At 41.9% G+C, this 22,551-nt stretch carries 28 protein-coding genes; all 28 read left to right on the top strand.

Annotated elements, in window-relative coordinates:
• The first annotated feature begins 62 nt into the window (after positions 1-62).
• The 28 genes from OCV43_RS05265 to OCV43_RS05130 all read left to right on the top strand — a co-directional run bounded on the left by OCV43_RS05265 (position 63) and on the right by OCV43_RS05130 (position 22,522).
• Positions 63-911, top strand: a complete 849-nt coding sequence (locus tag OCV43_RS05265; RefSeq protein WP_118087283.1) for a class C sortase — start codon at positions 63-65, stop codon at positions 909-911.
• Positions 912-914: 3 nt separating this feature from the next.
• Positions 915-1,811, top strand: coding sequence for a class C sortase (locus OCV43_RS05260; protein WP_227701176.1), 897 nt, complete (start codon positions 915-917; stop codon positions 1,809-1,811).
• Entirely contained in the window at positions 1,808-2,782 is a 975-nt protein-coding gene (locus OCV43_RS05255) for a DUF5979 domain-containing protein (protein ID WP_118087285.1), read from the top strand. Before OCV43_RS05260 ends, OCV43_RS05255 begins: the two co-directional genes overlap by 4 nt.
• Positions 2,783-2,800: 18 nt before the next feature.
• Positions 2,801-3,325, top strand: coding sequence for a hypothetical protein (locus OCV43_RS05250; RefSeq protein WP_118087286.1), 525 nt, complete (start codon positions 2,801-2,803; stop codon positions 3,323-3,325).
• Positions 3,322-4,101 (top strand): hypothetical protein, encoded by a 780-nt coding sequence (locus OCV43_RS05245; protein ID WP_118087287.1) that lies wholly within the window; start codon positions 3,322-3,324, stop codon positions 4,099-4,101. The genes OCV43_RS05250 and OCV43_RS05245 overlap by 4 nt, the downstream gene beginning before the upstream one ends.
• 13 nt (positions 4,102-4,114) lie before the next feature.
• Positions 4,115-4,873 carry a hypothetical protein gene (locus OCV43_RS05240; RefSeq protein ID WP_022242443.1) on the top strand — a complete coding sequence of 253 codons (759 nt, stop codon included), beginning with the start codon at positions 4,115-4,117 and terminating at the stop codon, positions 4,871-4,873.
• A 3-nt stretch (positions 4,874-4,876) separates the two neighbouring features.
• On the top strand, positions 4,877-5,956 hold the full coding sequence (locus OCV43_RS05235) for a MucBP domain-containing protein (protein WP_262623580.1): 1,080 nt from the start codon (positions 4,877-4,879) through the stop codon (positions 5,954-5,956).
• A 1-nt stretch (position 5,957) separates the two neighbouring features.
• The gene (locus tag OCV43_RS05230; protein WP_262623579.1) at positions 5,958-6,434 is read left to right on the top strand and encodes a signal peptidase I; all 477 of its coding nucleotides are present in this window, start codon (positions 5,958-5,960) and stop codon (positions 6,432-6,434) included.
• Between the two features lie 10 nt (positions 6,435-6,444).
• On the top strand, positions 6,445-7,416 hold the full coding sequence (locus OCV43_RS05225; protein ID WP_022242446.1) for a transglutaminase-like domain-containing protein: 972 nt from the start codon (positions 6,445-6,447) through the stop codon (positions 7,414-7,416).
• Between the two features lie 15 nt (positions 7,417-7,431).
• Positions 7,432-8,484 carry a type II secretion system F family protein gene (locus tag OCV43_RS05220; protein ID WP_262623578.1) on the top strand — a complete coding sequence of 351 codons (1,053 nt, stop codon included), beginning with the start codon at positions 7,432-7,434 and terminating at the stop codon, positions 8,482-8,484.
• A 13-nt stretch (positions 8,485-8,497) separates the two neighbouring features.
• Positions 8,498-8,845 carry a hypothetical protein gene (locus OCV43_RS05215; protein ID WP_262623577.1) on the top strand — a complete coding sequence of 116 codons (348 nt, stop codon included), beginning with the start codon at positions 8,498-8,500 and terminating at the stop codon, positions 8,843-8,845.
• Positions 8,846-8,862: 17 nt separating this feature from the next.
• Entirely contained in the window at positions 8,863-9,351 is a 489-nt protein-coding gene (locus OCV43_RS05210; RefSeq protein ID WP_227709338.1) for a DUF4860 domain-containing protein, read from the top strand.
• A gap of 10 nt (positions 9,352-9,361) precedes the next feature.
• Positions 9,362-9,817, top strand: a complete 456-nt coding sequence (locus OCV43_RS05205; protein ID WP_117698197.1) for a hypothetical protein — start codon at positions 9,362-9,364, stop codon at positions 9,815-9,817.
• Complete coding sequence (locus tag OCV43_RS05200) at positions 9,810-10,301, top strand: hypothetical protein (protein WP_262623576.1); 492 nt, start codon at positions 9,810-9,812, stop codon at positions 10,299-10,301. Before OCV43_RS05205 ends, OCV43_RS05200 begins: the two co-directional genes overlap by 8 nt.
• A 19-nt stretch (positions 10,302-10,320) precedes the next feature.
• Positions 10,321-11,376, top strand: a complete 1,056-nt coding sequence (locus OCV43_RS05195) for a type IV pilus twitching motility protein PilT (RefSeq protein WP_022242452.1) — start codon at positions 10,321-10,323, stop codon at positions 11,374-11,376.
• Positions 11,377-11,491: 115 nt separating this feature from the next.
• On the top strand, positions 11,492-11,845 hold the full coding sequence (gene rplS, locus OCV43_RS05190; RefSeq protein WP_022242453.1) for a 50S ribosomal protein L19: 354 nt from the start codon (positions 11,492-11,494) through the stop codon (positions 11,843-11,845).
• 225 nt (positions 11,846-12,070) lie between these two features.
• Entirely contained in the window at positions 12,071-12,658 is a 588-nt protein-coding gene (gene lepB / locus OCV43_RS05185) for a signal peptidase I (protein ID WP_227709342.1), read from the top strand.
• Positions 12,659-12,688: 30 nt separating this feature from the next.
• Positions 12,689-13,540, top strand: a complete 852-nt coding sequence (ylqF, locus tag OCV43_RS05180) for a ribosome biogenesis GTPase YlqF (protein WP_117840819.1) — start codon at positions 12,689-12,691, stop codon at positions 13,538-13,540.
• Positions 13,541-13,588: 48 nt separating this feature from the next.
• Positions 13,589-14,152 carry a signal peptidase I gene (gene lepB, locus OCV43_RS05175; protein WP_022242456.1) on the top strand — a complete coding sequence of 188 codons (564 nt, stop codon included), beginning with the start codon at positions 13,589-13,591 and terminating at the stop codon, positions 14,150-14,152.
• A gap of 35 nt (positions 14,153-14,187) precedes the next feature.
• Positions 14,188-14,958 carry a ribonuclease HII gene (locus OCV43_RS05170; protein WP_262623575.1) on the top strand — a complete coding sequence of 257 codons (771 nt, stop codon included), beginning with the start codon at positions 14,188-14,190 and terminating at the stop codon, positions 14,956-14,958.
• A 38-nt stretch (positions 14,959-14,996) separates the two neighbouring features.
• Positions 14,997-16,709 (top strand): flagellar hook-length control protein FliK, encoded by a 1,713-nt coding sequence (gene fliK, locus OCV43_RS05165; protein WP_227701185.1) that lies wholly within the window; start codon positions 14,997-14,999, stop codon positions 16,707-16,709.
• Positions 16,710-16,712: 3 nt separating this feature from the next.
• Positions 16,713-17,039 (top strand): EscU/YscU/HrcU family type III secretion system export apparatus switch protein, encoded by a 327-nt coding sequence (locus OCV43_RS05160; RefSeq protein WP_117946678.1) that lies wholly within the window; start codon positions 16,713-16,715, stop codon positions 17,037-17,039.
• 113 nt (positions 17,040-17,152) lie between these two features.
• Positions 17,153-17,512, top strand: a complete 360-nt coding sequence (locus OCV43_RS05155; protein ID WP_022242460.1) for a YraN family protein — start codon at positions 17,153-17,155, stop codon at positions 17,510-17,512.
• Positions 17,513-17,626: 114 nt separating this feature from the next.
• Entirely contained in the window at positions 17,627-18,487 is an 861-nt protein-coding gene (gene pgeF, locus OCV43_RS05150) for a peptidoglycan editing factor PgeF (protein WP_117840825.1), read from the top strand.
• An 85-nt stretch (positions 18,488-18,572) separates the two neighbouring features.
• Positions 18,573-19,154 (top strand): methyl-accepting chemotaxis protein, encoded by a 582-nt coding sequence (locus tag OCV43_RS05145; RefSeq protein WP_255667076.1) that lies wholly within the window; start codon positions 18,573-18,575, stop codon positions 19,152-19,154.
• 210 nt (positions 19,155-19,364) lie between these two features.
• Positions 19,365-19,751: a GntR family transcriptional regulator gene (locus OCV43_RS05140; protein WP_022242463.1), complete on the top strand. Its 387-nt coding sequence runs from the start codon at positions 19,365-19,367 to the stop codon at positions 19,749-19,751.
• Positions 19,735-20,634: an ABC transporter ATP-binding protein gene (locus tag OCV43_RS05135; RefSeq protein WP_022242464.1), complete on the top strand. Its 900-nt coding sequence runs from the start codon at positions 19,735-19,737 to the stop codon at positions 20,632-20,634. Before OCV43_RS05140 ends, OCV43_RS05135 begins: the two co-directional genes overlap by 17 nt.
• The gene (locus tag OCV43_RS05130; RefSeq protein WP_262623574.1) at positions 20,609-22,522 is read left to right on the top strand and encodes an ABC transporter permease; all 1,914 of its coding nucleotides are present in this window, start codon (positions 20,609-20,611) and stop codon (positions 22,520-22,522) included. The genes OCV43_RS05135 and OCV43_RS05130 overlap by 26 nt, the downstream gene beginning before the upstream one ends.
• The last annotated feature ends 29 nt before the right edge of the window (positions 22,523-22,551 follow it).

Raw genomic sequence — 22,551 nt, 5'->3', positions numbered from 1 at the left:
ACGAACGAGACTGGAAGAAAATTCCCGCTCGCTGGGACTTTGACAGCATTAGGGAGAAATCTATGAAGAGGACATTAAAGAAATTATTTAAGAAAGATAAACTGAATGTAATGTTAGTGTTTGTTTTTATCATAGGTCTCTCCGTGATGCTGTATCCGCCAATTAGTTCTTACTGGAATTCAAAAGTCCAGTCAAGAGCCGTTGCGTCTTATAGTAATGCCGTAAAATCACTGACAGAAGAAGAAAAAGACACAATGTTAAAAAAAGCTGATACCTACAATGAAAAATTAAAGGATGTGAACCGGCCATTTCTGAATTATGCAGAGGCAGGCGATTATAACAGCATTCTTGATATTTCTGGCACCGGCATCATGGGTTATGTTACAATTGAAAAGTTAGGTGTGGAACTCCCGATTTATCATGGAACTTCGGAAGGAGTATTACAGGTTGCAGCAGGCCATTTAGAGGGCAGTAGTTTGCCGGTTGGAGGAGAAGGCACACATAGTGTTCTTTCTGCACACAGAGGACTTCCGTCTGCAAGACTTTTTACAAATCTGGATAAAATGGAAGCAGGAGATACCTTTACCGTTACCGTATTGGATCGCAAACTGACTTATCAGGTGGATCAGATTAAAATTGTAGAACCACAGGAAATTAATGATCTTACAATTGAAGAGGGAAAAGATTATTGTACATTAATGACCTGCACTCCATATGGAATCAATTCTCATCGGCTGCTGGTAAGGGGTGAGCGGATTTCACAGGAGGAAAGCGGTAACTTTGTGACGGCAGATGGATATCTTGTCAATACTTCTGCAGTTGCAATTGTAGTTGCGATTATATTACTGTTCTGGATTTTACTGGGACTTTTGATTTGGCAGCGGTTTAGCTGGAAGAGGAAAAAGGAGTAGGGAATGAAACAGAAATGGAAGCAGAAATTACCTGGAATTCTGCTTGGACTGGTTTTCCTGGTCGGACTGGGAATCTTTGCATATCCGACTGTGGCAGATCAATGGAATAAATACCATCAGAGCAGGGCAATTGCCAGTTATGAAGAAACTGTTGCAGATATGGATGAAGTAGACTATCAGAAGCTCTGGGAGATGGCAGAGGAATATAATTCCCAGATAGGTAATAATACCTTCGATGGGGATGCATTTTCACAGGAAGAACAGAATATGAGAGAAAGTAAATACTGGTCCGTATTAAATCCGGGAGATAATGGGATTATGGGATATATTTCCATCCCGAAAATAGAACAGAGACTTCCGATTTATCATGGAACTTCGGAGGCAGTATTACAGATTGGCGCAGGTCATATGTCCGGAACCAGTCTTCCGGTTGGTGGTAAGGGAAAACATAGTGTACTGGCAGCACACCGCGGACTGCCAAGTGCGAAACTTTTTACCGATATTGACCAGCTTGTAGAAGGTGATAAATTCTATGTGCATGTACTGGATAAGGTGCTTGCATATGAAGTGGATCAGATTCTGCCGATGGTAGAAAAGGATGATACGGATACTTTGACAGAGGCAATGAAGAATGTCGAAGGGGAAGATTATGTAACACTTTTCACCTGCACCCCATATGGTGTAAACAGCCATAGACTGCTGGTGCGTGGTCACAGTGTCCCGTATAATGGAGAGGATGATGAGAAGGCAATAGCCAATGAATCTATGCTTCAGACGGTGAAAGATTATTATATGTTATATGCAATACTGGCAGTTGCAGCAGCAATTCTGATTACAGTTTTGATAAAGATTATTCGAGATAGAAAAGTTTCAAGAGGTTCTAAGGAGGGTGGAAAATGAAAAAGTTAAAAATAAAGAAAGGGTATATTGCGGGATTACTGACGTTGTTTTTGGCAGCAGCAGGATTACATGTGGCATCTGCATATGCCACCAATGTAATAGATCCGGCAGAACCTTGTACTTTGACTTTATCTGTGCCGAAGGGCGAAGAATATACGGAAGAACTGAATGGGATGGAACTGCATGCTAAAATATATCAGGTAGCGACTGTGGATGCAGCAGGAGAGTACAGCGAAACATCAGAATTTAAATCCCTCTCTTTAAAAGATGCGGTAAATGGAGATGTTACATGGGAAGAGATGACAGCGAAGGCAGCGGAGCTCGCTTCGGATAAAACCCCGGATACAGAATGCACGATTACGGATGGAACAGGAGAGAAAGAACTGAATTCTGGGATATATCTTGTTGTGGTTGAAACTGCATCAACCGGTTTTTATGAGTATAATTTTAATCCAGGTCTGATTGCGTTGCCGGATAATCAGGCATTTCATTCTGCAGGCGCAGAAAACAAATGGATTTACGAGGTTACAGCAAATCTAAAACCGGAACGTTCTCCACGGTATGGAAGTCTTCTTATACAGAAAAATCTTGATAACTATAATGAGACAATGAAAGAGGTAACTTTTGTATTTTCGATAGAAGCAGTAGATGAAAATGGTAATACGGTATACAGTAATGTAGTATCGACCACACATTCATCGGCAGGAACGAAAGCGGCAATTGCAGATCATATTCCGGCAGGTGCAAAAGTTACTGTGACAGAGGTATATAGTGGGGCTGGTTATAGACTGGTAAGTGAGCCACAGCAGACAGCAGAAATCAGTGCGGATGAAATCGTAACAGTGGAGTTTGATAATACATATGACCACGGATTGAATCCGGGCTACGGAGTGACCAATCATTTCGATTATGATGAAGATGAGGGATGGCAGTGGACACAATTACCGGATAATAGTGTAAAGAAAGACTAAAGGAGGCTGGAATATAAGATGATGAAGAAAAAAACAAAAGTGTTCTGGCTGACTGCAGCAGCATTGGTATTCCTTACAGGGGCAGCAGTGCCACCGGCAATGGCGTATTTTACAACTTATGTGGAAGCGGAAGGAGGATATTCGATTACACTTGGTAATGAAACTACAATAGAAGAAAAAGTTGAAAATATGGAGAAGCATATCGTACTTACAAATACAGGAGAAAGTGATTGCTTTGTCAGAGTAAAGGTATTCGCAGGAAGTCAGATTACATTAACTATGTCCGGCTCGTCATGGAATCAGGGCGAAGATGGCTATTGGTATTATAGTGATATTGTTCCGGTAAGTGGCAATACAGAAGAACTTTTAGCCCAAATAGCAATACCGGAGGAATATAAAGAGAGTTTTAATGTAGTGGTCGTTCAGGAGTGTACACCGGTTCTCTATGAAGAGGATGGAACACCATATGCAGACTGGAACCGGATTGCAGATACCAGGACAGATATAGGAACTGCAGATGCAAGGGAGGCTGGTGAAGAATGAGCCGATTGAAAAAAGTAATGAAGGGAAGAAAAGGAACCTTTTTATTATTGGGTGCAGCAGTACTTCTTCTGGCAGGAAGTGCGGTTGGAAGTGCGAGAGCAGCACTTACTTACTATAGTGAGAATTATACCGCACAGATGGAAATGTATGATATCGGAGTGACTCTGGTGGAAGAATCTGCCAAGGGTTCTAAGGATATCAGCAGCCGTGATTATGCAGGAAGTGATGATGCCTGGAAGCAAAATCAGGGAGCACTTCTTACAGATATGCTGGATGAGACCGATGGAAAGCTGGTAGCCGGAAGAAATTATAAGGAAGCACTTTCCGTAAAAAACAGTGGCAATATTGATGAATATGTCCGTGTGAGAATTTATAAGAGCTGGAAGAATGAGGATGGAAGCAAGGAAACAACACTTGCTCCGAGTTTGATTGAATTAAACCTGACCCAGAATGGCTGGATTGTGGATGAAAATGCATCTACGGAGGAGAGAACTGTTCTTTACTGGCCATCGGTATTGAAGGTGGGTGAGAGTACACCGGCATTTTCTGATACTTTAAAGATTGATAATTCTATTACGTCAAAGGTAACGGAGCATACAACGGAGGAAAATGGACTTAAGACCACTACTACAACATTTAATTATGATGGGGTTTCCTTTCATGTAGAGGCAGAAGTGGATGCCGTACAGACACACAATGCGCAGGATGCGATTAAGAGTGCCTGGGGAGTTGATGTTTCTGTTGATTCCAATGGAAATCTGACATTACTGCAGTAAGGAGGAGACTGAGATGAAGAGAAAATGGATTGGTATCATGGCAGCTCTGGCTCTGGTTGCAGCAGCCCCTGTTCAGGTACAGGCAGAAGAGTTTTCCGGCGGTGATGACTGGAACGTAACGTTTGATGGAGAAAAATTAAACAGCACATTTAAAAATGCAGATATTGATGATGCGATATATCAGCTTCAGCCGGGAGATACGGTAAATATCAGACTGGAGTTAAAGAATACCTATGATGGGGATACGCAGTGGTATATGACAAATCAGGTATTACAGAGCCTTGAGGATTCACAGAGTGTGGCTTCCGGAGGAGCGTATTCGTACATACTTTCTTTTACGGCTCCGGATGGAAGTAACCGTATTTTATACAGCAGTGAAAATGTAGGTGGAGATACGGTAGGAGAAAGTGGTGAAGGTCTTCACCAGGCAACCAATGCAATGAAAGATTATTTCTATCTGGATGAGCTTGCGAAAGGTGAAAAAGCAGAGATTGCACTAACCGTAAAGCTGGAAGGTGAGACACAGGGAAATACCTATCAGGATACCCTGGCAAAATTGCAGATGAATTTTGCGGTAGAATTATTATCCAGTGGTTCAACACCATTGTCGAATCATGTCGTTATTAAAACGGGTGATAATAATCAGGTGCTTCTTTTTTCGGCACTTGCTCTGGCGGCAGGACTTGTTTTAGTCGTCCTTTTTGTTGTGAGAGTGAAGAGGACACGAAAAGAAGATGAGGCAGCTGAAAATCGGTTGGAAAAGGAGGAGTAAGGGATGAAGAATAAAATAAAAGAAAGAATGGAACGTATTCTTCACGGAAGTATTTTATTTACAACATTACTTACACTGGCATTTCCGGTACAGGCATGGGCAAAAGTTGGTGGAAATGAAACAGAATATACCTATACAGTAACGTTATGCGCTGGAAATCAGGGATATTTTTCAGATACGAATGGAATTACAGTAGACAATCATATAACAGGTTCTTCTTATCAGATTGAAAAGGAAAGCCAGGGAGAAAAAATAAAAATCAGTGGATTGAAATATGGTGACCGGGTTATGGTTCGGGCACAGTCCTGTATTCAGTTAAAGGAAGATGGAAAATATTATATTGGTGGAATCCGGGAGAGCGGAAGGGATAATAATACTGTTGGAAAATCTGCCTTTGTGGTAGAATCTGATCAGGAGTATGTAGCAGCATATGCAATTGCAGGAAATATGGTAGCATATACTGTGAATTATCAGGATGCCAATGGAAATGCACTTTCAGACAGTGAGACCTTCTATGGTGCAGTGGGTGACCAGCCGGTGGTGGCGTTTAAATATTTTGAAAATTATCGTCCGCAGGCATATAATCTGACGAAAACCTTAAACAGCAATGAAGCGGAAAACATTTTTACGTTTGTATACACGACGGATACACAGAGTGCGGCAAACAGTGCAAATGCCGGAAGTGATGCAAATGCGGCAAACAATGCAAATGCAGCAGACAATGCGAATGCAGCAAACAATGCAAATGCAGCAAACAATGCGAATGCAGCAGATGATGCCAATGCAGATAATAATCAAGGGGCAGATGGAAATGCAAATATTCCGGATGAAGAGACTCCGCAGGAACTGGTAAATCTTGATGATGAGGAAACTCCGTTAGCAGATATGCAGCAAAAGGATGAGAAGACCAAAAGACCGGCAGGAAATATGCCATTGCTGATTGGTGTAGCATCAGCAGCAGTTGCAGGACTTGTGGCTCTTACTGCTTTTGCATTACGAAGAAAGAAAATGAATGTCAGAGCAGAGGCATTAACGAATGGGAAAAACAAAAAGAAAAAAGAGGACAATAGCCAGAATCTGTAGTATGATAGGAGTATCTCTTCTGATATTGGTGATTCTGATTTGCATACCATTGACATTACCAAGGCTTACAGGGTTTGATATTTATACAGTTGTAACCGGAAGCATGGAACCGGCGATTCCGGTAGGAAGTCTTATTTATGTCAGGGAAGAAGCACCGGCAGAACTTATGGAAGGTGAAGTTGTGGCATATCGGAGCAATACAGATGCGGGAATTATCATTACCCATCGTGTGGTGAAGAATCAGGTGGTGTCCGGTCAGCTGATTACCAAAGGAGATGCAAATGAAGCGGAGGATATTTCCCCGGTTTCCTATGCACAGGTAATTGGAAAAGTAACCCTGACCATTCCGGTATTAGGAGGGATATTTGCAGCTATGGTAACCTTTTACGGTAAAATTGTAATCGTCTCAGTTGTATTACTGGCGGCAATTTTATTATATATAGGTACGGATAGCAGGAATATACAGGAAAAGGAATAGGTGTGTTGTCATGCAGAGGCAGAAGAGCCGGCACAGTAAGAAATATTACCTGATAATATGGATGACCGCAGGGATATTGCTGATGAGCGGTGCATTGGGAGGCTGTGGCGGAGAGAAGAATTCTCCGGAGCAAAGCAGCAATGATACCGCAAAGGGAAATCGAGATGCGACAGCAGAAGTATTACATCCGGAGGCTTCCGGAGAAGTGGCTTATGGGACAGATCAGATTGCCATTGATGCATCGCATGCATCCGATGGTTATGTGATGCTTAATTATACCGGAACTAATGAAAAAGTGAAATTCCAGATAGAGACACCGGAAGGGGAAGCATATACCTATCTGGTGACAAAGAATGGAACGTATATTGTATATCCGCTGACACAGGGAAGCGGTACTTACCAGTTGACCTTATATGAAGCTGCATCAGTAGAAGAAAATTTGTATGCAACAGCATTTACCCAGAGTATTGATGTTACCATTACGGATGAATTTGTCCCATTTCTGGCACCTAACTGCTATGTGGATTTTGATGAGAATTCCAAGGCGGTAAAGAAAGGGGAAGAACTGGCAGCAGGCTGCGGCAGTGACCTTGATGTAGTAACCAACATTTATCATTATGTAATTGAAAATATTACATATGATGAAGAAAAAGCAGAGAATGTTGCATATGGATATGTGCCGGATGTAGATGAAACACTTTCGTCCGGAAAAGGAATCTGTTTTGATTATGCAGCATTGATGGCAGCGATGCTTCGTTCGCAGAGAATTCCAACCAAACTTCAGGTAGGATATGCGGGTGAGGCTTATCATGCGTGGATCAGCTGTTATGTGGATGAGATAGGCTGGGTAGATAATATGATATCTTTTGACGGAAAGGACTGGTCTCTTATGGACCCGACCCTGGCAGCCAATAATGATGATGATACCGTAAAAGATTATATTGGCGACGGAAGCCGTTATATTATAAAGTACACATATTAAGAGAGGAAGAAAAGTATGGGAAAAAGTAAAAAGCAGCAAAAGCTGTCAAATCTTGAATGTGCATCTTTTTGCAGCCAGATGACAATGGTTCTGCATGCAGGCTTTCCGGCAGTTGAGGGGGTGTCATTATTACTGGAAGATGCAAAGGATGTGCAGGAAAAGGCAATACTTCAGGTAATGTATGATGAAATGATAAATACAGGACTGTTATATCCGGCACTGGAAAAGACCAGTGTATTTCCGGATTATCTTCTTCAGATGGTTAAGATAGGAGAAGAAACAGGTACACTGGATGATGTTATGAATGGGCTGACTCACCATTACGAGCGTGAGGATGAGATCGAGAAGAGTATTAAAAGTGCACTTACATATCCTTTGATTATGGTTGCTATGATGATAGCTGTAATTGTGATACTTTTAACAAAAGTAATGCCGGTATTTGAACAGGTATTTCGCCAGTTAGGCAGACAGATGACCGGATTTTCCGGTGGCATGCTGGTATTGGGAAAAACAATTTCGAATTATGCAATTGTATTCATTGCAATAGCGGCGGTAATCGTTGGAGTATTTGTTTATTTTGTAAAGAGCAGAAGAGGACGAAGAGCGTTTGCTGGTTTTAGCAGAAAAATGCACTTGTTTCATGGCTTATATGATAAAATCGCAGCATGTCGTTTCGCAGACAGCCTGTATCTGACTTTAAAGAGTGGACAAAATCCGCAAAAAGGACTGGAATTTGCAGACGAATTGATTGCAGATAAGAATTTTTCAAAGAAGATTAAGAAATGCAGCCAGAAAATGGAAGAGGGCGAGGATTTTGCAGCAGCAGTAGGCGGTGCTGGAATATTTGAGGGCTTGTATGAGAGGATGCTGGTGATTTCCGGGAAAACCGGAGAGACCGATGAAACATTAGAGACGATAGCAAGACAGTATGAAAGAGAAATTGATCAGAGAATGTCTTCTTATATTGCAATATTAGAACCGACACTTGTAATTATTTTGTCTGTTATTGTCGGAATGATACTGTTATCCGTGATTCTTCCGTTGATGGGAATTATGGCAGGACTGTAAGAAGGAGATGCATATGGAAGGATTTCGTCGAAAGAGGCTTTTTTTTCATGAAAAAAGGCATTCTGTCTGGGCAAAGATATTATTTACGGTGGCCATTTCCAGTTGTATTATTTTATTGACCTGCCATGGATTGAACCGATTGATGGCGGATAGTAAAGAGGAGGAAAAACGTTCTTTAGAAGAGGCTTTGCAGAGAGAAATCGTGCAGTGTTATGTGCTGGAAGGACATTACCCGGACTGTCTTTCGTATCTGGAAGAACAGTATGGTTTTTCCTATGATAAGGAGCATTTTTTTGTGGACTACCAGCTGCTTGGAGCAAACATTATGCCGGATGTGACAGTAATTGAGCGCAAGAATTAGAGTGAAGAGGGATGAATATGGCAGAGAGTACCGCCAGAAAACATACAATTGATATATTATTTCCATGGGCATTGTTTGGGCTGCTGGCAATCTGCGGACTTCTGGTGCTTATCCTGGCAGCAGATATTTATCAGGATACGACGACTATGGCAGATGAAAATTATGAAAGCAGAACAGTATTGTCTTATCTTACGGAGAAGATTCATCAGAATGATAATGGGACAGTTACTATTGGTTCGGTGGATGGAACAGACAGTCTTATCATCCGTCAGGATTATGATGGAGAAGAATATTGCACCTATATTTTTGAAGAGGATGGCATGTTGAAAGAGCTTTTTGTCCGGTCCGGAACTGCTGTAAGTACAGCGGATGGAAAGGCAGTCATTCCGGTTGAAGATTTTAAGATGGAAGCTTTGGAAAATGGATTATTGCATTTTTCCTGTATGTCGGAAGATGGGAGAAAAATGGATACTGTGGTGGCTGTTGTCGGCAGTGGGCAGGAATAGAGGAAGGCATATGATAGAAGGGCAGGCAAGACGTTCCGGGGTATTTTTACTGGAACTTATGATATCGATTTTATTTTTCTGTATTGCTGCAGCGGTGGGATTGCAGCTATTTGTAAAATCCCATTGCATCAGTGAAGATGCAGGAAATATGAATATGGCAGTACATAAGGCTGCAGCGGCAGCAGAAGTATTCCGCTCCGGAACAGATATGGAAGATTATCTGAAAGAAGAGTATTCTTATTATGAGAAAGAGGATAATACATTTTTGGTATCCTTTGCTGCTGACTGGGAGAATTGTAAGACGAAAGATGCGGAATATACCCTGTGGATTACACTGGGTGAAGCGAAGCAGCGGATGGTCGGTCATTTTGCAGTAAAGCAGAAGGATGGGGAGAAAGATAAGATTATTTATGAAGTGGAACTAAAGAGAGTAATCAGTCAGAGAGAGGCGGCAGAAGATGAGTAAGAGTGCATTATACGAAGAAAAACGCAGACCGCGTATAGCCAGTCCTTTTGGATACTCTTTTTTGTTAGTGGTAGTATTGATTCTGACTTTTTTATTATTCGCAGTGTTGTCATTATCTTCGTCCCTGCGGGATTATAAATACAGTAAACGGGCGGCAGATAAGATGAGTGCCTATTATGAAGCATGTAACAAGGCAAATGATGTCTTAGCAGAGATAGATGCTATTCTGGAAGAATCCGAAAATAAAGAAATGGCGCTGCAGGAAATTTCAGGATTTCCGGAGGTGAAGGACGCAGCTGATACCATAAGCTTTTGTGTGCCGGAGACGGACACACAGGAGTTACGTGTAAAGCTTTCTATTACGGAAGAGACGGATGGAGAGACAGGAAAAATGCTGGAATGGAGCATATTAGAATGGAAAGAAACTGCTACTGATGTAAGACAGGAGGAAACAAGGCTTCCGTTGATGGAGCGGCAGAAATAAAGAGATTGGTGGGAAAATTATGGATGTAAAAGAAGTATTACGAAAAGCAGTAGAGGAACACGCATCAGATATATTTATTATAGCCGGACTTCCGATATCATATCGTTCGAATAATGTAATTATAAAAGAAGAGGGAGAGCGGTTGATGCCTCCTGAGACAGAAAATTATTTAGAGCAGATATATGAACTGGCGGACCATCGTGATATTGACCGGTTATTAAAGCATGGGGATGATGATTTCTCCTTTGCGGTGCAGGGACTGTCAAGATTCCGTGTCAGTGCTTATAAGCAAAGAGGCGCATTATCAGCAGTGGTTCGTGTGATTACCTTTGATTTGCCAAAGCCGGAGGACATTGGAATTCCACAGAATATCATTGACCTTGGTCTGCAGCCAAAGGGAATGGTATTAGTAACAGGACCGGCAGGAAGTGGTAAGTCTACCACGTTAGCCTGCATGGTAGATGCACTGAACCGCCGGTGTGCCAAGCATATTATTACGTTAGAGGATCCGATTGAATATCTGCACAGCCATCAGCATGGAATTATCAGCCAGCGTGAGATAAATGTAGATACTGAAAATTATGTAACGGCATTACGTGCATCCCTGCGGCAGAGTCCGGATGTGATTCTTCTTGGAGAAATGCGTGATTACGAGACGATTGGTGTTGCCATGACGGCAGCAGAGACAGGTCATCTTATTATATCCACCTTACATACCATAGGAGCAGCTAATACCATTGACCGTATCATTGATGTGTTCCCGGCAAATCAGCAGCGGCAGATTGCAGTACAGCTTTCTATGGTGCTGCAGGCGATTGTTTCCCAGCAGCTTGTGCCGGATGTGAATGGCAATGTGATCCCGGCATTTGAAATTATGACTGTGACACCGGCAATCCGCAATATGATTCGTGAGAATAAAGTGCCACAGATTGACGGCGTTGTATATTCCTCGAACCGGGAAGATATGATATCCATGGACAGCAGTCTTTTGAAATTGTATCAGGAAGGAAAGATTACAAAAGAGACAGCACTGGTTTATGCATCTAATCCGGAAATGTTACAGAAACGCTTATAAAAATAGCTTGACGAGGCATAGAGAACATGATACAATACAACAGTTGTGAATAGGCGATGGTCCTCTGTTGCAAATGAATGCATTAAGAACATCAAAATATACAGGAGGTCACAAAATGAACGCAAGTGAAATTATTAAGAACATTGAAGCAGAGCAGTTAAAGGCAGATGCACCAGAGTTTCGTGTAGGAGATACCGTTAAGGTTTATGCGAAAATTAAAGAGGGAAACCGTGAAAGAATTCAGGTTTTCGAAGGTGTTGTATTAAAGAAACAGGGCGGAAGCAACCGTGAGACATTTACCGTTCGTAAATTTTCTAATGGTGTTGGCGTAGAGAAGACCTGGCCATTACATTCTCCTAACGTAGAGAAGGTTGAAGTAGTAAGAGCTGGTAAAGTAAGAAGAGCTAAGCTGAATTACTTAAGAGGTCGTATCGGTAAGAAAGCAAAAGTAAAAGAGTTAGTAAAATAAGAATCTGTCAGAGGGACGTGCCAATGTGTATCGTCCCTCTTGTTGTATTTACGCGAGTAGCGAGAGAAATCGCATGCTTGCATGCAGATTTGGAGAGCACCGCGATAACTCGAGAAACTCGCAAAGCGTGTTTCTCGTAGTTACCACGTATTCATAAGAAGCTGCCGGTGGCAGTTTCTGCAGATATATCGAATGATATTCAGGTAAGAAGGAGAACATAAGATTATGCGTAGAGGCAGCGTTCGTGGTCTGAATTTTGGCAGACGTAGAAAGAAAATAAATGTACCACTGCTGAAGGAAATCGGCACCTGGGTCATTGAGATTGCAATTGTCCTGGTGATTTCATTTGTATTTGTATATTTTATCGGACTTCGGACCACTGTGGTAGGACAGTCCATGAACCCTACGATAGAGAACGGAGAAGAGATTCTGGTTAATCGTTTTGTTTATAAACTGAAGAAACCAAAAGCAAATGATGTTATTGTATTTCTTCCAAATGGAAATGAAAAGTCGCATTATTATGTAAAGCGTGTCATTGGGGTGCCGGGAGATAAGATACAGATAAAGAATGGAGCAGTCTATGTAAATGGAGAACTGTTTGATGAAAAAGCAGATACAGCTGCCATTGAAGATGCAGGACTGGCATCCGAAGAGATTACGGTAGGGGAAGATGAGTATTTTGTATTGGGAGACAATCGCAACAGCAGTGAGGACAGCCGTTATGCCAATATTGGAAATGTAAAACGGGAATATATTATAGGAAAAGCATGGTTCCGGATTTCTCCGCTCCGGAAAATCGGTTTTATCAAATAGAAGGACAGTAAGGGAAGAGAGGAAAATAAGATGCAGTTTCAATGGTATCCGGGACATATGACGAAAGCAAAACGTCAGATGCAGGAAGATATAAAACTGGTAGATTTAGTAATAGAGCTGGTGGATGCAAGAATTCCGGTGAGCAGCAGAAATCCGGATATAGATACCCTGGGAAAAGGAAAAGCCCGTCTGATTTTGTTGAACAAATCTGACCTTGCAGATGAAAGAAAAAATGAAGGCTGGACAGAGTTTTTTAAGAAAAAGGGCTATTATGTAGTACGCATGGATGCCAGAAATAAAGGAAGCATGAAGCAGGTGTCTGCAATTATAGCAGAAGCCTGCAAGGAAAAGACGGAGCGTGATTTACGAAGAGGAATCAAGAACCGTCCGGTGCGGGCTATGGTAGTGGGAATCCCGAATGTGGGAAAATCCACCTTTATCAATACTTTTGCAGGAAAAGCCTGCGCCAAGACCGGAAATAAGCCGGGTGTAACCAAGGGCAAGCAGTGGATTCGCCTGAATAAGAATGTAGAACTTTTGGATACACCGGGTATTTTATGGCCAAAGTTTGAAGACCAGAGCGTTGGGTTAAGACTGGCACTGATAGGTTCTATCAAAGATGATATTTTAAATATTGATGAACTTTCACTGGAACTGATTCAGATTCTGCGGGAAGAGTATCCGGGTGTATTAAAGGAAAGATATGGAATGGAAGAAGAGGGAACACCGGCAGAGATGTTGGAGAAAATTGCCTTAAACCGTGGCTGTATCAAAAAAGGAAATGAAGTAGATTATGCCAAAGCCGCTGCACTGGTGCTGGATGAATTCCGTACTGGAAAGCTCGGTAAAATTTCACTTGAAAAACCGGAAGTGGAAGCATAAGATAAAAATAAGAATAGGAATCAAAAAGAGTTGGAGCAAGACGGAGATATGAAGGAAGAAGAACGCGGCAAAAGAGGAAAGGCGGTAAGGGAAAGTGTCAGTTTCATACTATATCTCATTGTGATTGTGGTACTGACATTTTTGATGATACGTTATGTTGGACAGCGGACCAGAGTGGATGGTTCGTCCATGGAAAATACCCTTACCAATGGAGATAATCTGATTGTAGATAAGATATCCTATCGGTTTCATGAACCGGAACGTTTTGATATTATTGTATTTCCGTATCAGTATAAGGAAGACACTTATTTTATCAAACGGATTATCGGAATGCCGGGAGAAACGGTACAGATTACCGATAAGGGAGAGATATTGATTAACGGAGAAGAACTGGTGGAATCTTATGGAAGAGAGGTTATTAAAGACCCGGGACTTGCATCTGACCCGATTACATTAGGTGAGGATGAATATTTTGTGATGGGAGATAACCGTAATTACAGCAAGGACAGCAGGTTTCCGGATGTTGGAAATATCAAGCGGGCGGATATCATAGGAAAAGCATGGCTTAGAATCTATCCATTTGATAAAATTGGATTTATCCGGCACCAGTAATAAAATCGGAAGAGCAGTTAGAGGGTAAAGTAATTATGGCAGAAGAAAAGAAAATCGGAGCAATCAAAGAAGAGTTACAGGCAGCAGAAGACAGTATGCTGCCTGATTTTATAGCAAGATATGAAAAAGATGAACGAAGCGGCGTAAAGAGCCTTGTGGAAAAAGCAGGAAAGCGGATACAGAGGCTTGAGGCAGAGTATGTCCGGATTGAAAATCTGAAAAAGTATGAAAAAGAATATGCGGATGCCGGTTATATCTGCGGTATAGATGAAGTGGGAAGAGGTCCGCTGGCGGGGCCGGTTGTGGCAGGAGCTGTGATTCTGCCAAAGGATTGTGACATTTTATATATCAATGATTCCAAGAAACTCAGTGCATCCATGCGTGAAAAACTCTATGATGAAATTATGGAGAAGGCAGTGGCAACAGGAATTGGAATGGCAGGTCCGGGGCGGATTGATGAAATTAATATTTTGCAGGCTACTTATGAAGCTATGCGACAGGCTATAACGAATTTGAAAGTAAAACCCGATATATTATTAAATGATGCGGTGACAATACCGGGAGTAGATATCCGTCAGGTTCCGATTATCAAAGGAGATGCAAAGAGCATTTCCATTGGAGCAGCCAGTATCATTGCAAAGGTAACAAGGGATCGCATGATGGTTGAATATGCGAAAATTATGCCGGAATATGGATTTGCGGATAACAAGGGTTATGGCTCCGCAGCCCATATTGCAGCAATCAAAGAATATGGACCAACACCAATTCACCGGAGAACCTTTATTAAGAATTTTTACAGTGAATAATTCCAAAGAAATTGGCGATGCAGAGTGGAGTGATTGATATGCAGATTTCAGACATGTTAGCACAATACAACAGAAGTTCGGCTACCGGAGCTACAGCAACAGCCCCGCAGCAAGGGGTTCAGCAGCTGGTATCAGCCGTACGGGAAATGACGGTAGGAAATGTATTTGAAGGAACCGTAAATGATATCAAAAACGGAACGGTTACGCTTGGACTGGCAAATGGCCAGACTGTTCAGGCGAGAATAGCAGCAGGCGTACAGTTAGCCGTTGGTCAGGCGATGTTTTTCCAGGTGAAATCCAATGATGGAACTACCGTTGAAATTCGACCTTATACCAATGGAAATCTCAATAATCCGACGTTGTTAAAGGCACTGGATGCAGCAGGCATTCCGGCAGAACCAAGAATGATAGATATGGTCAATTCCATGATGGAAGAGCAGATGTCCATTGGCAGGGAAAGCCTTATGGATATGGCACGCAGTATTTCTGCATATCCGGATGCGGATATTAAGTCACTGGTATTGATGCATAAGCTTGATATTCCGATGTCAGAAGAATTTATCCGGCAGTTTGAAAATTATAAATCTGATCAGGCGGCAATCACTTCACAGTTTGATGATGTCTTGGAAAGCATCGGAAAATTATATCAGAACGAAAACCTTTCCGAGACAGAGGCATTGGAACTGGGAAGCCGAATCTATCAGGTGTTGAAGCAGGATGGTTCTTTGGATATGTCTGTAATTGTAAAAGAGGGAGTACAGAAAGGAAGCTGGAGTCCGGTGGAACTTCAGGAAGGAGCCATACTGGAAGGAGCGTCAGAATTTGCTGCCACAGAAATCACAGGAACGGAATTAGCAGAAACTGAAACGATAGCAGGATCCATAGAAGAAACATTAGATGGCGTGCAGTATTATGCCAGGGGCAGTGTCGGCGCATTGTTTACAGAGGGGCAGATGAAGGATTTTTCAAATCTTCTGAAAGAATTTCCACAGCTTGCAGGCAGTAAATTATTTACCGCAGAGGGGACTTTAAACGGAAATCTTTCTACAGGTGCATTTCTAAAAGAACTGCATCAGGCACTGGATGAGATAATGGGTTTAACCGGAGGTTCTGCAAAGAAACTGTTTTCCGGTAAAGAGTATCAGAAAGTGCTGGAATATGAGGTAAAACAGCAGTGGACACTAAAACCGGAAGAAATCAAAGGGGATGCTGTTAAGCATCTTTATGAGAAGATGGAAAATCAGATGCAGAAGATGCAGGAGCTGGTGCAAGAATCCGGTCAGAGCAATACTTCCCTTGCGAAAGCAGTAAGTAATCTGCAGGGGAATATTGAATTTATGAATCAGATTAATAATGCCTATCATTATGTGCAGATTCCCCTTCGGATGTCAAATCAGAATGCCCACGGAGATTTATTTGTCTATACTAATAAGAGTGGTGTGGACAGACCGGATGGCGAACTGAGTGCTTTTTTACATCTTGATATGGATAACCTTGGTGCAACGGATGTGTCTGTGCGGATGAAGGATAGAAAGGTGCATACGAATTTTTATCTGGAGGATGAGAAATCCTATGATTTAATCGAAGAACATATGGCTGAGCTGATGCAGCGGCTGCAGGAGAAAGGATATTCCTGTACGGTACAGGTGGAGAACCAGTCCAGAAAGAAAAATCTGGTTGAAGATTTTATGCAGCAGGAGCATCCGTCAGTCGGAATCCTGCATCGGTATTCCTTTGATATGAGGGCGTAATTTATGAAAAATGGAATCTGGCATCCGGCAGACTTTGATGGGAAAAATGCCGGAGAAGAGAAAACAAAAGAAAAAACAGCAGTTGCCATCGCATATGAGCCGGGAGAGAGGGCACCAAAGATACTGGCAACCGGCAAGGGGTATCTTGCGGATAAAATTATTGAGAAAGCCAAAGAGGAAGATGTTCCGCTGTATCAGGATAATCAGCTGGCAAATACCTTATCCAGGCTTGAAATTGGAGATATGATTCCGCCGGAATTATATGAAGTAGTGGCAGAGATACTTGTCTTTGTCGATGATATGGATAAGCTGCGCAGTAAATTGGAATAAAAATAGCTGTAACGGCAAACGGGATAGTGGAAATCCAAATAGCAGGAATCCAAATAGCAGGAATCCAAATAGTGGAAATCCAAATAGCAGGAATAACAGAAAGGGGAGCAGGGATGGAAAATAAACGCAGCATGGGCAGTGAGTATGAAAAAAAGGCGGCAGAGTATTTAAAGGCATCCGGCTGCAGTATCTGTGAGATGAATTACCGCTGCAGGTTCGGAGAAATTGATATGATTGCAAGAGATGGAAAATATCTTGTTTTTGCAGAAGTAAAATACCGCAGTGATACCGGAAAGGGACTTCCACAGGAAGCGGTAGATTACCGTAAACAAAGGAAAATATCAAGAGTGGCAGATTATTACCTGATGTGTAAACATATGATGGGACTGCCCTGCAGGTTTGATGTGATTGCAATATTAGGAGAGGACATACAGTGGCTGAAGGATGCTTTCCCCTATATAGAGCCTTATTAGTGACAGATGAGACTTGATACAGGAAAAAGAATGCTGGAGAATTGAACCAGTTACAGCATGGAATCCGTTACAGCATGGAGTTGGAACTGGAAAAATAAGAACAGGAAAAGAAAAATGACAGAATTTCAGATAAAAGAGGATGGACGAACCATGATACCGTCCGTATTTTCCCATGCGGGGAAAAAAGAATTAGTGTTACTGCAGTATCCACAGTTGCAGGCACTTGATATGGTAAAACACTGCTTTACCACAAGAATGGGTGGAGTAAGTAAGAATGAATTTTCTTCGCTGGATTTAAGCTTTAACCGTGGAGATGACATAGAGGCAGTAAAGGAAAATTTCCGCAGGGTAGCTGAGGCAATGGAAGTTCCGGCAGGGCAGATTGTCTGCTCTGACCAGACCCATACCACCAATGTAAGAAAAGTAACAGCAGAGGATGCAGGAAGCGGACTGACAAAGGAACGGCCGTATCATGATGTGGATGGATTGATTACCGATGTGCCGGGGCTGATGCTTGCAACCTTTTATGCAGACTGTGTGCCGCTTTACTTTGTGGATACAAAGCATAGGGCAATCGGACTGAGCCATTCCGGCTGGAGGGGCACGGTTAACAGAATGGGAAGAGCCACGCTGAAAGCAATGGCAGAAGCATATGGAACAGTACCGGAGGATGTATGGTGTGCGATAGGCCCATCTATCTGCCAGGACTGTTATGAAGTAAGTGAAGATGTGGCACTGGAATTTGAACAGGAGTTTTCCGGTCATGGCAGTGAAATTATGTACCGGAAAGAAAATGGAAAGTATCAGTTAAATCTCTGGAAAGCCAATGAAAGAGTGCTTTTAGATGCGGGAATCCTGCCGGAAAAACTAATCTTGCCGAATGTGTGTACCTGCTGTAACAGTGAACTGTTGTTTTCGCACAGAGCAAGTCATGGAAGAAGAGGAAATCTTGGGGCATTTTTGTGCATTAAATAGAAAAATGTCAAAAAATGAAAAATTTTTTTGTTCACAAAGCAAACATGTGATATAATTAGGATAAATAATTTAGGAGGGCAGAAATATGCAGTTGAATAAGATATTTAATGCAGAAGATATAGAGGTACTTTTTGCACAATGGGAAAACGTAACAGGAGTAAAACCATTACTTCTGGATTCTGATGGAAGTGTAGCAATCGGGGAAGGTGAAGCATCTGAATACAGAGATGTGATCAAAGCCGGAATTGAAATTGTTGGATATCTTTCTTATGCGAAGAAGGAAGACGCAGAGGATGAAAACGAAGCTAAAGCTAAGATAGCAGCGCTGACTATCGTTCTGACACAGCTTGCAGCATCTGAAGAGAAGAGAATGGATGAAGAGAAGAAGAATTCTGATATTCATGAGAATGTACAGAAGACCTCAGAATACATCCAGAAGATTAATGATATTACCAAACAGCTGGACAAGATTGAAAAGAACCAGAAGATTCTTGCATTAAACGCTTCTATTGAGGCTGCTCGTGCAGGAGAGGCTGGAAAAGGATTCGCAATTGTTGCAACCAATGTATCTGCACTGGCAACAGACTTTGGTAATAACAACCGCGAAATCAAAGATGAATTACAGAAGTTAAATGAAGTAATTGCAGCAATTGAAAAATGTGAATAATATTTCCTGATGAAAGGAAGATAGAGTAGTGTAAAGAGACGGAATCAGTGTAAACTGGTTCCGCTTTTTTACGCGAGCAGCATTAAGGAATTATTAATAAAATCATACAGATATTTTTCTTGTGTCTCATCTGCTGGGATGTTATAGTGTGCGTATCAATTGAAGTAATACGGATAATACACCTACGATATTCCAAAAGGAGGAAGCGAAGTGATACAGCTTAATTACAGGGATGCAAAGCCTATTTACGAACAGATTAAAGATGGAATGCGTCATCTTGTGATTTCCAATGCATTGACAGCGGATGAAAAACTGCCATCTGTGCGTGAACTGGCAGCAACACTGGCAATTAATCCGAATACCATCCAGCGGGCGTACCGTGATCTGGAGAAAGAAGGATATGTCTATACCATTTCCGGGAAAGGAACATTCGTGGCTGCCCAGAAGCATGTAAAGGATGCAAGAACAGTGGAATTAAAAGGACATTTTGATGAAATTGTATCAGAATTGCTGTATCTGGCAGTAGAGCCGGAGCAGTTGAAACATCGGATAACGGAACTGGAAGGAGAAGAAGATATTCATGATACGGGTAAATAATGTAGTGAAAACATTTGGGGATTTCCGGGCGTTAGACGGTGTAAACCTGCATGTAAGGGATGGAGCAATTTATGGACTGGTAGGACCGAACGGAGCCGGGAAATCTACGATAATAAGACATATTACCGGAATCTATAAGCCGGATGCCGGCAACATAGAAATAGCCGGGATGCCGGTGTATGAGAATCCTCAGGCAAAGGCCAGATTTGCATATATTCCGGATGATCTTTTCTATTTCCAGCAGGCAGATGTCATGGAAATGAAACGCTTTTATAAGGGAATCTATAAGACTTTTGATGAAGATTTGTTTTTCCGGATCCGGGATGCATTTTCCAACATTGATCCGAAGATGACCATTCGGAGAATGTCAAAGGGAATGCAGAAGCAGGCGGCTTTCTGGCTGGCAATCAGCTGCAGACCGGAGCTTATGATTTTAGATGAGCCGGTAGATGGACTAGACCCGGTAATGAGAAGGCAGATCTGGAGCATCATCATGTCTGATGTGGCAGAACATGGAACTACGGTGTTAGTATCTTCCCATAACTTAAGAGAGCTGGAGGATGTCTGCGACCATGTGGGCATTATGCATCATGGAAAAGTAATGTTAGAACGTTCCTTAAGCGAACTACAGGGAAGTGTCTGTAAGATTCAGGTGGCATATCAGGAAAGAATGCCGAAGCTTCCGGCTGATTTTGAAGTGTTACATATGTCCAGTACCGGAAGGGTATATACCATGATTGTAAAAGGCAATCCCAAAGAGGCAAAGCTGCGGTTAGAACAGACTTCGCCGATGCTGATTGATGTGCTGCCTCTGACATTGGAAGAAATTTTTATTTACGAATTAGGAGGTGCGGATTATGCGGTCAAAGACATCTTACTTTAATGAGACGGTATTTTGGAAAAATATTACGCATTTCTGGCCTGTCTGGCTGATTTATACGATATTGCTGCTATGTATGCTTCCTCTGCGGCTGTTAGTGAATTCCGGGATTTCTTATGAAGGTTATTCAGCACAGGAAATTAAAGAAATAAAAATGAATAATTTTATGCAGATCCTGTTTTCGGATGGAAGTGGTGCGCTTATAGCACTCCTTAGTCTGGCAATTGGAATTATTGTAGCAATGGCAGTATTTTATTATCTTTATAATAACAGAAGCTCACATCTGTTTCATTCACTGCCGTTGAAAAGAACGGAACTTTTTATCAGTAATTTCCTGTCAGGAATTTGCATGCTGGTGGTTCCTGTACTATTGGCGTTTATTCTTGGAACAGTATGCTGCATTATGCAGGGAATTACAAGTCTGCAGTATCTGCTGGCGTGGGCACTGATGCTGACGGGAGAGAGCTTTTTCTTCTACAGTATGGCAATTTTCGTTGGCATGTTTAGCGGTCAGTTATTGGCAATGCCGGTATTCACGATTATTCTGAACGTATTATATATAGGATGCCGCTATGTGATTACATGTATGATTAGTACAATTGGCTATGGTATGGCGAATTCTTATGCTGACCGTATGAATAGTATTTTATCACCGGTGATATATCTTTCAAATAAGGTGGGAGTAGAGTATGACTATTTAGAGGACAGGATAGAATACCATATGTTTGGCCTTTCGGTTGTAGGGATCTATGTGCTGGTGGGTGTGGTGCTGATAGTGATATCCTGTCTGCTTTATCAGAAACGTAAACTGGAAGCCACGGGAGATGTGCTTACAATTCCGGCAACCCGCCCGGTGTTCCGCTGGGGAATGGCTTTTTGTGTGGCTTTTCTTACTGCAATTCTGCTGAACGGACTGTTTGGCGTGCTGGTACATACATCACTGGGCAATTTCCTGATGGTTTTATTTACCACATTGATTGCAGGCTTTCTGGCATTTTTCGTTGCGGAAATGATTTTGACGAAGAAACTGCGTGTAGTGACCAAAAAGAGATTGTTAGAATGTGGCGTCATGTTAGGAATTTCCGTCGTATTTCTTCTTTGTATCAAATGGAATGCGTTCGGACTGGAAAATAAAATCCCGGATAAGAAGGAAATTGTCGCAGCAAATATTAACTGCTATTTTGAAATAGAAGAAAATTCAGAAAGCGGAATTGATGAAATTATGAGTATTCATCAGCAGATTATTGATTCGAAGAAGGAATTTCAGGCATATCAGGGCTCGTCTGATTTAGATAAGGCATTGCAGTGGGTAGAGATTGATTATCAGCTTGCAGATGGAAGCATTATGGTGAGAAGCTATGATGTACCGGCTGCTAAAAATTATTATGAAAATGCAGATTCGGTTGTTTCAAGAATCTATGCTATGTCTATGGATCCGGAGAATTATCTCAAGGGGAATCTGATGGTGAATTATGATGACCCGAATAATCATATTATTTCAATGGAGTTTGATACCTATGACCAGAATTTAGAATATGGCAGCATTAATATACCTGATGAGCGGGCGCAGGAAATATATGATGCTTATCTTAAGGACATCCGGGCAGGTCATATTTATCTGAATACAGTAAATGATAACTACTATAAACATACGTATATCAATGGACTGTATCTGCATGTCTATAACAGCCAGGGAATCCGGCTTACCAGAGGGGAACAACGGATGTGGGGAATGGAAAACAGTAAAGATTATTATTTCGATTTGAATTTGAATGATCGTTGTGTATACACGATTAACAAACTGCTGGAGTTACATATCATTGAGTCGGAGGATGAACTGATGACGTTACAGGAAATGGAAGACAGAAGCATGAGTATGGAGCAGGAATAAATGGAAGGGTGGAATAACTGTTGTTATTC

The sequence above is a fragment of the Roseburia amylophila genome, from assembly GCF_025567465.1.
GTDB classification, from domain to species: Bacteria; Bacillota; Clostridia; order Lachnospirales; family Lachnospiraceae; genus Roseburia_C; species Roseburia_C amylophila.
The sequence above is the reverse complement of the archived record's forward strand: the minus strand, read 5'-3'. Positions and strand labels throughout refer to the sequence as shown.